This is a genomic window from Burkholderia sp. Z1 (assembly GCF_014893795.1).
GTDB lineage: Bacteria > Pseudomonadota > Gammaproteobacteria > Burkholderiales > Burkholderiaceae > Burkholderia > Burkholderia theae.
The window spans coordinates 1838441-1851119 of sequence record NZ_JACFYL010000002.1 but is presented as its reverse complement, the minus strand read 5'-3'; the positions used below and the strand labels follow the sequence as shown (position 1 = coordinate 1851119).

The window sequence follows — 12679 nt, the reverse complement described above, 5'->3', positions numbered from 1 at the left end:
TCATCCACGTGGAAGGGAGCCACGCCGATCATGCCGATCCGCAATGCCGAGTGCGCGGCCGTGTTTGCCGAGATCGCCGACATGCTGGAGATCCAGGGCGCCAACCCGTTCCGCGTGCGTGCGTACCGCAATGCCGCGCGGACGATCGCCGACTACGGGCGGGATATTCCGACGATGGTCGCGAACGGCGACGATCTCGGGAAGATTCCGTCGATCGGGCCCGACCTCGCGTCGAAGCTGCGCGAGATCGCCGCGACCGGCACCTGCGAACTGCAGCAAACGCTGCGCCATGCGCTGCCGGGCGCAATCGTCGAGTTGCTCGAGGTGCCCGGGCTCGGCGCGAAGCGCGTGAAAGCGCTGCATGACGCGCTGCACGTCGATTCGCTCGAACAACTGCGCACCGAAGCGAAGAACGGGCACGTGCGCGAGCTGCCGGGCTTCGGCGCGAGAACCGAAGCGCACCTGCTCGACGCGATCGACGAGCGCTTGCGCGATCCGCAACGTTTCCTGCTGCCGGATGCCGCGCACACGCTGATGCCGTTGCTCGAACGGCTGCGCGCGGTCGCAGGCGTCGGCAAGGCCGTGCCGGCCGGCAGTTTTCGCCGTCGCCGCGAGACGGTCGGCGATCTCGACATCCTCGTTACCTCACGCGATCCGGTCGCCGTCGCCGACGCATTCGTCGGCTACGGCGACGTGGCGCGCGTGCTCGCACACGGCAAGACGCGTTCGAGCGTCGTGCTCGTCAACGGGTTGCAGGTCGACCTGCGCGTCGTCGATGCCGATGCGTTCGGCGCGGCGCTCGTCTACTTCACGGGATCGAAGGCGCACAACATCACGCTGCGCAGGATCGCGCAGGCCGGCGGGCTGAAGATCAACGAATACGGTGTGTTTCGCGGCGACGAACGGATTGCCGGCGCGACGGAGGCATCGGTCTACGAAGCAATCGGGCTGCACGAGGTACCGCCCGAACTGCGCGAGGATCGCGGCGAGATCGACGCGTCGCGCGCCGGCACGCTGCCGGTGCTGGTCGAGCGCAAGCACGTCCGCGGCGACCTGCATGCGCATACCGACGCATCGGCCGGCCGCGACAGCCTGCGCGCAATGGCCGATGCGGCGCGCGCACGCGGGCTCGCGTATCTGGCCGTCACCGACCGGACGCCGCATGCCGGCGGTGGCCGCAACGCGTTCGAATGGCTCGCGCGGCAGCTCGACGAGATAGATCGCGTCAATGCGTCGTTCGACGATTTCGTGCTGCTCAAGGGCGTGGAGGCCGGCATTCGCGAAGACGGCAGCCTCGACGTGCCCGATGCGATGCTCGGCCGGCTCGATCTCGTGGTCGGCGCGGTACGCGACGGCTTCGACCTGTCGCGCGACGCGCAGACCGAGCGCATGCTGCGCGCGATGGACCATCCGCATTTCACGATGCTCGCGCACCCGACCGGCCGCATGCTCGGCGAGCGCGACGCATGCGAACTCGACCTGCCGCGTGTGATCGCGCAAGCCGCGGCGCGCGGCTGCTTCGTCGAACTCGATGCGCAGCCGCGGCGGCTCGACCTGCCGGACATCTGGTGCCGCGAGGCCGCGAAGGCCGGTGTGCCGGTGGCGATCGGTTCGGATGCGTGCAGCGCGGATGAACTCGACAATCTCGCGTACGGGGTCGATCAGGCGCGACGCGGCTGGCTTACGCGGCGGGACGTGCTGAACACGCGCACGCTCGCGCAATTGCGGCCGCTGCTGGCGCGCACGATGGGGGCGGGCGGCGCGTCGAAGCGCAGCCGCTCGAAGGGCGCGTGAAGGCGGCCGGCAACGCGTGCCGCCAGCCGTGCGTTCAGGTCAGGCCAGCACGCCGGCCGCCGGTACATAAGGCAGGCCGAGCGCCTGCGCGACCGCTTCATATGTGATGTGCCCGTTGCAGACGTTCAGGCCCGCGCGCAGATGCGGATCGTCGGTCATCGCCTGCTTCCAGCCCTTGTCGGCGAGCGCGAGCGCAGCCCCAAGCGTCGCGTTGTTCAGCGCGAAGGTCGACGTGCGCGCGACCGCGCCGGGCATGTTGGCGACGCAGTAATGCACGACGCCGTCGACGACGAAGGTCGGGTCCGCGTGCGTCGTCGCGTGCGATGTCTCGAAGCATCCACCCTGGTCGATCGCGACGTCGACGACGACGGCCCCCGTGCGCATCGTCGCGATCATGTCGCGCGTGACGAGCCGCGGCGCCGACGCGCCCGGCACGAGCACGGCGCCGATCACGACGTCGGCATCGCGTACGGCTTCGTCGATCGTGTGCGCATTCGAGCAGACGGTCGTGATCCGGTTCGCGAAGACCAGGTCGAGCTGGCGCAACCGGTTCACGTTGGTGTCGAGCACGGTGACGCGCGCGCCGAGACCGACCGCCATCTGCAGTGCGCCGGTGCCCACCACGCCCGCGCCGAGCACGACGACATGCGCGGCCGGCACGCCGGGCACGCCGGCCATCAGCAGGCCGCGGCCGCCGCGCGGGCTTTCGAGATGGGTCGCCGCGACCTGGATCGACATGCGTCCGGCCACCTCGCTCATCGGCGCAAGCAGCGGCAGGCCGCCGCCGGGGCCCGTCACGGTTTCGTATGCGATGCAGACGGCGCGGGACTGCACGAGCGCGGCCGCCTGATCGGGATCGGGCGCGAGATGCAGGTACGTGTAGAGGATCTGGCCGCGCCGCAGCATCGCGCATTCGACCGGCTGCGGCTCCTTGACCTTGACGATCATGTCGGCGCGCGCGAAGACTTCGTCGGCGCCGTCGCACAGCGACGCGCCCGCGGCCGTGTAGTCGTTGTCGAGCAGGCCGATCGCCGTACCCGCGCCGCGCTGCACGAGCACGGTATGGCCGTGCCGCGTGAGTTCGTGTGCGCTGGCCGGCGTGAGGCCGACGCGGTATTCGTGGTTCTTGATCTCCTTCGGCACACCGATCAGCATGAGTCACCTCCATGGCCTTCGTTATCGTTGTCGTGCATCCGCGCGGCGCGGCGGCGATGCACGTGCGGCCGCTGGCGCAGGGGCGTGCGGGACGCAGTACTGGAATAACAGCGTAGTAGTGCGCGGAGGGAAGTCAAGCGGCCGGCCGGCGTAACGATGCACGCGCACTGCATCGCAACATGCGCAGTCGCGGGTTGCGACCGGACGTCGCAATGCACGCGTTGCCGGGTTTCGGTATCGTCATGCGTGTCGCGGGCCGGGGCCGCGTGCCGGAACCCTTCCGGCAGAACAACGACACATCGAGACGAGGACATTTACCGACATGACCGGTGCGTATTTCAGCGTGCCGACGCTTTGCGCGATTGCGCTCGTTCACGTCTACTGGGCGTTCGGCGGGCGGCTGGGCAAGCGTGCGGCCATTCCGGAACAGGACGGCGAGCCGCTGCTGCGGCCGACTGCCGTCGGCACGCTCGTCGTCGCGGCGGCGCTGCTGGCCGGCGCATGCATGGTCGCCACGCGAGCCGGCTGGTTCGGGCGGAACCCGTATCCCGGCACGATCGCGTTCGCGGTCGTTGCGCTCGCATTGATCTTCGCGGTGCGGGCCGTCGGCGATTTCCGCTACGTCGGTTTCTTCAAGCGGATTCGCGGGTCACGTTTCGCGCGGATGGACACGCTGTACTACTCGCCGCTTTGCGCGGCCCTCGCGCTGTCCATCGCGTCGATGTTCTGGCCGTGGTGAGCGGCGTGCGGCTCAGCACGCAGGCGGATCGATCGGTGTGAGGAATTCGGCCGGCACCGCATCGGTCAGCCATACGCCGTTTTCGGCGACGAAGAACGTGTGGCCTTGCCGCTGCATGCGCTGCGCATCGATCTCGAGAATCACGGGTACGCCGTAGCGCGTACCAACGGCCAGTGCCGTCCCGATGTCCGGCGACAGATGTACGTGATGTCGGGCGCCGGGCTTCAGCCCTTGTGCACGAATCGAATCCAGAAAGCGCGTCGCGGTGCCGTGATAGAGGCGCTCGGGCGGCTGCGCGGCCGGATACCGGCGCTGCACGGCGGACGTCGAATGGCCTTGTACCGCGCGGATGCGTCGACCGTCGTCGGAGAGGGCGAAGCGCTGCTTGTCGCTGGTCGCGCAGACGGTTTCAATCGTTGCGCGATCGAGGCTGCGCCCGTCGCGGGCGGCGCCGGCGATCAGCTCGCCGATGTCGGCCCAGCCTTCCGGGTCGAGTTGCAGGCCGATCGTCTGCGGTGCGTGGCGCAGCAGGTAGCTGAGGGTTTTGCTGATACTGGTCGCGTCGGGCGCCAGCGATTTGTTGTTCTGTGTATTCATGAGACGCGGAGGCTACCAGACCGCGTTGCAAACCGGCATCGCCGCGTTGCGCCAGCGTGGCTGGAAAGAGACAGTCATTGGCCCGGCCCGACGCAGAACAATCGTCTACCCGGCGGGCGGTTCGGCCTGTCATCGCGCGGTCCTTGCGCATTCCACATCCCGGATTTTTCAATTGTTGCAATTTACGATGCATTGAATTGCATTGAACCGTCTAGTAATGGAACCGGTTCCATTTATAATTCGCGCCACGCGTCGCCGGACCCGAAAGAGGGTCGTGCACGTTGCGCTTGCCGTCGGCAAACGTGGCGTCTAAGTTGAATCAGGGTCATGGCGATGGCGGGCAGATACGGGCCGATGGCTGGTATTTGTCCGACGATAAGGCCCACGTAGAGGTCGATCCGCGCAGCGCCTCCGGAACCCGGCGCGCACGCGGCTGCATCGAGGTTGTTCGCAGCATCCGAAAGAACAGGACGGCCGGCCGCGTGCGGCATGGCTGCCGTGCCGGACACACCGCACGCGGAATGCGCGCGTCCGGCCCCCGATCCCCAACGATCAACATCCGACCATGTCCACGCCATCTGACAAACCCAACTCGCGCCGCCGTTTCCTGCGCACGTCGGTCGCGCTCGTGCCGATCGCGTCGGTTGCCGGCTGCGATCTGCGCTCGTCGTCGCAGTCCGCGACGACGGCCGGCAGCGCGCCCGCCGCATCGGCCAGCGCCGAACGCGCCCCGTACAAGCCGACCTTCTTCGATGCGAAGGAATGGGCGTTCGTCCAGGCCGCCGTCGACCGGCTGATCCCGGCCGATACCGAAGGCCCCGGCGCGCTCGAATCGGGCGTGCCCGAATTCATCGACCGCCAGATGGAGACGCCGTATGCGCAGGGCGCGACGTGGTACATGCAGGGGCCGTTCCAGCAGGGCGTGCCCGAGCTCGGCTACCAGCTGAAGCTCGTGCCGCGCGACATCTACCGGCTCGGCATCGCGGCCGTCAACCGCTATTGCGAGAAGGCCCACGGCAAGGCGTTCGCGGAGCTCGACGCGCCGACGCGCGACACGGTGCTCGGCGCGCTGGAGAAGGGCGGCGCGCAGATCGACGACGTGCCGCCCGAGGTGTTCTTCGGCCAGTTGCTGCAGAACACCCGCGAAGGCTACTTCTGCGATCCGGTGCATGGCGGCAATCACGACATGGCCGCGTGGAAGATGATCGGCTTTCCGGGCGCGCGCGCGGACTTCATGGATTTCGTCAACCAGAACGGCAAGGCCTATCCGTACGGCCCCGTCTCGATCAACGGGGAGCGCAGCTGATGGCCGCAGATAAAAAACCGCATGTCGATGCGGTGATCGTCGGCTTCGGCTGGACCGGCGCGATTCTCGCCAAGGAACTGACCGAAGCGGGCCTGAAGGTTGTCGCGCTCGAGCGCGGCGAATATCGAGACACCTATCCGGACGGCGCGTATCCGAACACGATCGACGAGCTGACCTACAACATCCGCAAGAAGCTGTTCCTCGACCTGTCGAAGACGACCGTGTCGATCCGCCACGGCGTGCAGGACACCGCGCTGCCGTACCGGCAGCTCGCCGCGTTCCTGCCGGGCGAGGGCGTCGGCGGCGCGGGGCTGCACTGGTCGGGCGTGCATTTCCGGATCACGCCGGAAGAGCTGCGCCTGCGCAGCCACTACGAAGAGCGCTACGGCAAGAAGTTCATCCCCGCGGGGATGACGATCCAGGACACGGGTGTCAGTTACGACGAGCTCGAGCCGCATTTCGATTTCGCCGAGAAGGTGTTCGGCACGTCGGGGCAGGCGTACAAGGTCGGCGGCAAGGTGGTCGGCGACGGCAACGTGTTCGAGGCGAACCGCAGCGACAACTTCCCGCTGCCCGCGCAGCTCAATACGTATTCGGCGCAGCGCTTCTTCGATGCGGCCCGGTCGCTCGGGCTGCACCCGTACCGGCTGCCGTCGGCGAACACGTCCGGCCCGTACACGAACCCGTACGGCGTGCAGATGGGCCCGTGCAACTTCTGCGGTTACTGCAGCGGCTACGCGTGCTACATGTATTCGAAGGCGTCGCCGAACCTGAACATTCTGCCCGCGCTGAAGCAGGCGCCGAACTTCGAGCTGCGCTCGAAGTGCCACGTGCTGCGCGTCGACCTCGACGACACGAAGAAGCGCGCGACGGGCGTGACGTACGTCGACCCGGCCGGGCGCGAAGTGCACCAGCCGGCCGATCTCGTGATCGTGGCCGCGTTCCAGTATCACAACGTGCACCTGCTGCTGCTGTCGGGCATCGGCAAGCCGTACGACCCGATCTCGGGCGAAGGCGTGGTCGGCCGCAATTTCGCGTACCAGAACCTGTCGACGATCAAGGCGTTCTTCGACAAGGACACCTACACGAATCCGTTCATCGGCGCGGGCGGCAACGGCGTTGCGGTGGACGACTTCAACGCGGACAACTTCGACCACGGCCCGCTCGGCTTCGTCGGCGGTTCGCCGCTGTGGGTGAACCAGGCCGGCGTGAAGCCGATCAGCGGCATCGCGACGCCGGCCGGCACGCCGCAGTGGGGCCCGGCGTGGAAGAAATCCGTGAAGGACTACTACGCACACACGATCTCGATGGACGCGCACGGCTCGAACATGTCGTACCGCGACGTGTATCTCGACCTCGATCCGACCTATCGCGATTCGTACGGCCAGCCGCTGCTGCGGATGACCTTCGACTGGAAGGACAACGACATCAGGATGGCGCAGTACGTGACCGGGCAGATGAAGAAGATCGCGGAGGCGATGGGGCCGAAGTCGATCGGCGTATCGACGCGCGAGTTCGGCAAGCACTTCGATTCGCGTGCGTACCAGACGACCCACCTGGTCGGCGGCGCGGTGATGGGCACCGACCCGAAGACGAGCGTGCTGAACCGTTACCTGCAGTGCTGGGACGTGCACAACGTGTTCGTGATGGGCGCCTCGGCGCTGCCGCAGGGCATCGGCTACAACCCGACCGGGATCATCGCGGCGCTGGCCTACTGGTCGGCACGTGCGATCCGCGAGCAATACCTGAAAAATCCCGCCCCGCTGGTGACCGTATGAAGAGGACGATGAACCACGACGCCGCGCGTCGCCTTTCGCCGGTGCGGCGCGCGCTGGCGGCCGGTGCGGCCTGGGCTGCGTTCGGTCTCGCGGGCACGGCGGCTTTCGCCCAGCCGGCGGCCGCGCCCGCGGCCCAATCCGCCGATGCGAACCTCGTCAAGCGCGGCGAATATCTCGCACGCGCGGGCGACTGCATCGCGTGCCACACCGCGAGCGGCGGCAAGCCATTCGCGGGCGGGCTGAAGTTCGACACGCCGATCGGCGGCATCTATTCGACGAACATCACGCCGGACCCGAAAACGGGCCTCGGCGGCTGGACGGTCGACGACTTCACCCGCGCGGTGCGCGAGGGTGTGCGCAAGAACGGCGACACGATGTATCCGGCCATGCCGTTCCCGTCCTATGCGCGCCTCACCGACGACGACATGAAGGCGCTGTACGCGTATTTCATGCACGGCGTCGCGCCGGTCGAGCACGAGAACCGCGCGGTCGACATCGTGTGGCCGTTGTCGATGCGCTGGCCGCTCGGGATCTGGCGCAAGATGTTCGCACCGTCGCCGAAGCCGTTCGACGCGGCGCCGTACACCGATCCGGTGGTCGCGCGCGGCGCGTATCTCGTGCAGGGTCTCGGCCACTGCGGCGCGTGTCACACGCCGCGCGCGCCGACGATGCAGGAGCGCGGGCTGACCGACGCGGACGGCCCGGACTTCCTGGCCGGCGGCGCGGCGATCGACGGCTGGGTGCCGACGAGCCTGCGCGGCGAGCCGCGCACGGGGCTCGGCACGTGGACGGACACCGAGATCGTGCAGTTCCTGAAGACGGGCCGCACGCTGCGCACGGCTGCGTTCGGCGGGATGACGGACGTGGTCGGCCACAGCATGCAGCACATGACCGACGACGACCTGAACGCGATCGCGCGTTATCTGAAGACGCTGCCGCCGCGCGTGCAGGGCGAGCAAGCGCACGTGTACGACGCGGCCGCCGCGAAGGCGCTGCAGACCGGCGACGCGAGCAAGCCGGGCGCGGCCGTCTATCGCGACAACTGCATGGCCTGCCACCGCAGCGACGGCCACGGCTACACGCGCGTGTTCCCGGCGCTGGCCGGCAACCCGGTCGTGCAGGGCGAGGATCCGACGTCGCTGATCCACGTCGTGCTGGAAGGCAGCGCGCTGCAGGGCACGCGCACCGCGCCGTCGACCTTCACGATGCCGCCGCTCGGCTGGCGCCTGTCGGACCAGGAAGTCGCGGACGTGTCGAACTTCGTGCGCACGAGCTGGGGCAACACGGGCGCGCCGGTGACGGCCGCGCAGGTCGCGAAAGTGCGCAAGAGCGTCCCGTCGACCCGGCCCGAACCGCCGCCGGGCGCGCGGTTCCCGCAAGCGTCGCGCTGACGGGAGCGGCGGGGCGTTAGCCGTTAGCCCCGCCTGTCCGGGCCGTTTCAACGCGCCGGCGCGCTCGCGCTGCGCCTTGCGTTTCGCCGGGGTTGCACCCCGCCAAGCCGCGCCGCCACGTGAAATTTTCGCGGCGGCGCGCCATTGTTCCGCCTCATCCCTTATCCTTCCATTCTTGAACCTTACTAAATAGTTACAAGAACTTGGGAGGGGGGATGCCTCATGACGTCAGCCTGATTGCGTTGCTCGCGGCCGGTTTCGGTCTCGCGATGATCTTCGGTTACTTCGCGTCGCTGCTGAAAATGCCGCCGCTCGTCGGCTATCTGCTCGCCGGGATCGTGATCGGCCCCGGCACGCCCGGTTTCGTCGGCGATCTTTCGCTCGCGCAGCAGCTCGCCGAAGTCGGCGTGATGCTGCTGATGTTCGGCGTCGGCCTGCATTTCTCGCTCGGCGACCTGCTCGCGGTGCGCAAGATCGCGCTGCCGGGCGCCGTCGTACAGATTACCGTCGCGACGCTGCTCGGCGGCGGGCTCGCGCTCACGTGGGGCTGGAGCGTTGGTGCGGCGCTCGTGTTCGGGCTCGCGCTGTCGGTCGCGAGCACGGTCGTGCTGCTGCGCGCGCTCGAAGGGCGCGGGCTCGTCGAGACGGTCAACGGGCGCATCGCGGTCGGCTGGCTCGTCGTCGAGGATCTCGTGATGGTCCTCGTGCTGGTGCTGCTGCCGCCCGTCGCGGGGCTGCTCGGCGGCACGCCGCCCGGCGACGCGCATGCGGCCGGCGGCAGCATCTGGGGCACGCTCGGCGTCACGATGCTGAAGGTCGCGGCATTCATCGCGCTGATGCTCGTGGTCGGCAAGCGCGTGTTCCCGCGGATTTTGTGGCTCGTCGCGCGCACGGGCTCGCGCGAGCTGTTCACGCTGTGCATGATCGCGGCCGCGGTCGGCATCGCGTTCGGCGCGGCGAAGCTGTTCGACGTGTCGTTCGCGCTCGGCGCGTTCTTCGCCGGGATGATGATGCGCGAGTCGGAATTCAGCCGGCGCGCGGCCGACGAGACGCTGCCGCTGCGCGACGCGTTCTCGGTGCTGTTCTTCATTTCGGTCGGGATGCTGTTCGACCCGAAGGTGCTGCTCGACGAGCCGCTGCACGTGATCGAGGTCGCGGCGATCGTGCTGGTCGGCAAGACGCTCGCGGCGGTCGCGCTCGTGATCGCGTTCCGCTATCCGCTGAACACCGCGCTGACGGTCGGTGCGGGCCTCGCGCAGATCGGCGAATTCTCGTTCATCCTCGCGGGGCTCGGCCGGGCGCTCGGGCTGCTGTCGGCCGAGGGGCAGAGCCTGATTCTCGCGGTCGCGCTGATCTCGATCGCGATGAATACGCTGCTGTTCGCGATGATCGATCCGGCGCTCGCATGGATCCGCAAGCATTCGGCGTTCGCGCGCAGGCTCGAGGCGCGCGACGATCCGCTCGCCGCGCTGCCGATGTCGACGCCGCAGACGCACCTGACCGGGCAGGTCGTGATCGTCGGCTACGGCAAGGTCGGCACGCGGATCGCGCATGCGCTGGACGAGCGCGGGATCGCATATGTCGTCGTCGAGCAGAACCGCGAGCTCGTCGAGAAGCTGCGCGCGGATGGTATCGCGGCCGTGTCGGGCGACGCGATCGAGCCGATCGTGCTCGTGCAGGCGCATATCGCGCGTGCCGGGATGCTGGTCGTCACGCTGCCCGACGTGTTCGACGTGCGGCAGATCGTCGAGATCTCGCGCACGCTCAACCCGACGCTGGAGGTCGTGCTGTGCACGAACAGCGGCGACGAGGCCGCGCTGCTGTCGAGCGAGGGCATCGGCACTGTGTTCATGGGCGAGACCGAACTCGCGCGCGGGATGACCGAGCACGTGCTCGGCAGGATGGTGAAGCCGGTCGCGGCTGCGCATTGAGACGGCGCGCGGCATCGCGCCGCGCACCGGGCCGCGCGGCGGCCAGGCGGCCGCCCGCGCGGCAGTCAGTAGAACGTCTCGAGCGTCAGTTCCTGCGCCATCACGCGATTACCGGCCAGCAGGCCGCCGTCGACGGGCAACGCGACGCCGGTGATGATTCGCGCGGCCGGCGAGCACAGGAACAGCGCGGCCTGCGCGACGTCGTCGGGCGTCGCGAAATCGTCGAGCGGATACCACTTCCTCAATTGCTCGAATACCTGCGGGTTGCGCTGCACGCGCGCTTCCCACGCGGGCGTCTTCACCGTGCCCGGCAGCACGATGTTCGCGCGCACGCCGTCGCGGCCGTATTCGATCGCAAGCGATTTCGTGTAGCTGATCAGCCCGGCCTTCGCGGCGCTGTACACCGGATGCCCGAGCGCGTGCACGCCGTTCACCGAACCGATGATCGCGATCGCGCCGCGCCGGCGTGCACGCATGCCGGACAGCGCGGCTTCGACGCTCACGTAGGTGGCCGTCAGGTTTGCATCGAGATCGGTGCGCCAGCTGGCGGGCGTCGTATCGCGCAGCGTGGTCGATGCGGCCGTGCCCGCGTTCGCGACCAGCACGTCGACTTCCGGATGCGATTCGAGCATCGAATGCAGCCGCGCCGCGTCGGTCAGGTCGTCGACGATCGGTGTCGCGTGCGTGTCGGCGAGCGTGTCGATGAAGCGGTCGAGCGCCGCGCGGTCGCGATCGAGCGCGAGCACGCGGTCGCCGGCCGCGAGGAAGGTGCGGCACAGCGCCTGGCCGATGCCGCCGGCGGCGCCCGTCACGAGGGTGGTACGTGTCATGTCGGCTCCTGGTGCAGGCTCACAGGCCGAGCGCGGCGCGCGCCTGTTTCTCGTTGTCGCGCGTGATCAGCGTGCCGGACGTCAGCACGAGCGGCGGCGGCGCCTGGTTCTTCGTGATCCAGTCGTACATGTTGAGGCTTGTCTGATAGCCGTGCTGGCGCGGATTCAGCAGGATCGAACCGTAGAAGCCCGTCGGCTTCGGCTTCGCGAACTCGTTGAGCGCGACCTGGCTGCCGTTGATGCCGACCGCGACCATCGCGTCCGCGCCGATGCCGCGCCCCTCGGCGGCGCGCACCGCGCCGACCGTCGTGTCGTCGTTCGAGCCGAACGCCACCCAGCGCTTGAAGTTCGCATGCTTGGTGAGCGCGATGTTCGCCGCATTGAACGCGCCTTCGGTGTCAGCCGTCATCTCGGGCGCGTCGATCACGTTCGCGGCCGGAAAGCCGGCGGCCTTGAGCGCGTCGACCGCCCCGGTCGTGCGCTCGCGCGCGGTCGGCAACTGGTCGTAAGCGAGCCGGATGATGCCGACCTCGGCCGGATTCCAGCCGCGCCGCTTCGTCTCGTCCGCGATGGCCTGGCCGACCTGCTGGCCGATCTTGTACGCGGAGATGCCCATGTGCGGCACACCCTGGAGCGGCGCGCCGTGGCCGTCGACGAGCTGGTCGTCGACCGACATCAGCTTGAGCCCCGCGCGTTTCGTTTTTGCCGCGATGCCGGGGCCGAGCTTCACGTCGGGCGCGCAGATGATCACGCCCTGCGCCTTCTGCGCGGCGAGGCTGTCGAGCGCGGTCGACACCTTTTCGCCGCTCGGCGTCGCGATCTTGATCAGCGTGAAGTGTTTTTCCTTCGCCGCCTGCTCGGCGAAGCGCCATTCGTCCTGGAACCACGGATCGTCCGGTTGTTTGACGAGGAAGCCGATTTTCACGTCGGCGGCATCGGCGGCGCGGGCCGGGGCGCCGCCAAACAGCGTGAGGCTCGCGGTGGCCAGCACGAGCGTTTTCCAGTGGAATCGCATGCGTCTCACTCCATTGTTGTAGTCGGGCGCGCGGGCAAGGCCGCCCGCGGCGCGAAAAAATTGTAGGAGGACGCGGCGGGAACGCTCAAATAATGCGGTGTGTTCCTAGTAAGTGGGATGAAAGCGAGGTGAGGGCGAGGGGC

At 68.3% G+C, this 12679-nt stretch carries 10 protein-coding genes; 6 read left to right on the top strand and 4 right to left on the bottom strand.

Features of this window, described 5'->3' with window-relative positions; genetic code table 11:
• Nucleotides 1-30: 30 nt before the first annotated feature.
• Nucleotides 31-1794 carry a DNA polymerase/3'-5' exonuclease PolX gene (gene polX, locus H3H55_RS25320; protein WP_193100692.1) on the top strand — a complete coding sequence of 588 codons (1764 nt, stop codon included), beginning with the start codon at nucleotides 31-33 and terminating at the stop codon, nucleotides 1792-1794.
• A 39-nt stretch (nucleotides 1795-1833) separates the two neighbouring features.
• Here polX and ald read toward each other — a convergent pair whose 3' ends face one another.
• A complete protein-coding gene (gene ald, locus H3H55_RS25315) occupies nucleotides 1834-2949 on the bottom strand; it encodes an alanine dehydrogenase (protein WP_193100691.1) in 1116 nt (371 codons plus the stop codon).
• A 322-nt stretch (nucleotides 2950-3271) separates the two neighbouring features.
• On the opposite strand from ald, the gene H3H55_RS25310 reads away from it, so the two are divergent.
• Nucleotides 3272-3688 (top strand): DUF3995 domain-containing protein, encoded by a 417-nt coding sequence (locus H3H55_RS25310; protein WP_193100690.1) that lies wholly within the window; start codon nucleotides 3272-3274, stop codon nucleotides 3686-3688.
• Nucleotides 3689-3700: 12 nt separating this feature from the next.
• Here H3H55_RS25310 and H3H55_RS25305 read toward each other — a convergent pair whose 3' ends face one another.
• A complete protein-coding gene (locus tag H3H55_RS25305) occupies nucleotides 3701-4285 on the bottom strand; it encodes an RNA 2'-phosphotransferase (protein WP_193100689.1) in 585 nt (194 codons plus the stop codon).
• A gap of 565 nt (nucleotides 4286-4850) precedes the next feature.
• On the opposite strand from H3H55_RS25305, the gene H3H55_RS25300 reads away from it, so the two are divergent.
• From H3H55_RS25300 to H3H55_RS25285, 4 genes are all read left to right on the top strand, one after another.
• Nucleotides 4851-5591, top strand: a complete 741-nt coding sequence (locus tag H3H55_RS25300) for a gluconate 2-dehydrogenase subunit 3 family protein (RefSeq protein WP_193100688.1) — start codon at nucleotides 4851-4853, stop codon at nucleotides 5589-5591.
• Nucleotides 5591-7369 carry a GMC family oxidoreductase gene (locus H3H55_RS25295; protein WP_193100687.1) on the top strand — a complete coding sequence of 593 codons (1779 nt, stop codon included), beginning with the start codon at nucleotides 5591-5593 and terminating at the stop codon, nucleotides 7367-7369. The genes H3H55_RS25300 and H3H55_RS25295 overlap by 1 nt, the downstream gene beginning before the upstream one ends.
• Complete coding sequence (locus tag H3H55_RS25290) at nucleotides 7366-8760, top strand: c-type cytochrome (protein ID WP_193100686.1); 1395 nt, start codon at nucleotides 7366-7368, stop codon at nucleotides 8758-8760. The genes H3H55_RS25295 and H3H55_RS25290 overlap by 4 nt, the downstream gene beginning before the upstream one ends.
• Nucleotides 8761-8975: 215 nt before the next feature.
• Nucleotides 8976-10691, top strand: coding sequence for a cation:proton antiporter (locus tag H3H55_RS25285; RefSeq protein ID WP_129517238.1), 1716 nt, complete (start codon nucleotides 8976-8978; stop codon nucleotides 10689-10691).
• A 65-nt stretch (nucleotides 10692-10756) separates the two neighbouring features.
• Here the strand turns inward: H3H55_RS25285 and H3H55_RS25280 are convergent, their stop codons facing one another.
• Together H3H55_RS25280 and H3H55_RS25275 are read right to left on the bottom strand one after the other, a co-directional pair.
• Nucleotides 10757-11521: an SDR family oxidoreductase gene (locus tag H3H55_RS25280; RefSeq protein WP_193100685.1), complete on the bottom strand. Its 765-nt coding sequence runs from the start codon at nucleotides 11519-11521 to the stop codon at nucleotides 10757-10759.
• Between the two features lie 19 nt (nucleotides 11522-11540).
• A complete protein-coding gene (locus H3H55_RS25275; protein WP_193100684.1) occupies nucleotides 11541-12536 on the bottom strand; it encodes an arabinose ABC transporter substrate-binding protein in 996 nt (331 codons plus the stop codon).
• Between the last annotated feature and the right edge of the window lie 143 nt (nucleotides 12537-12679).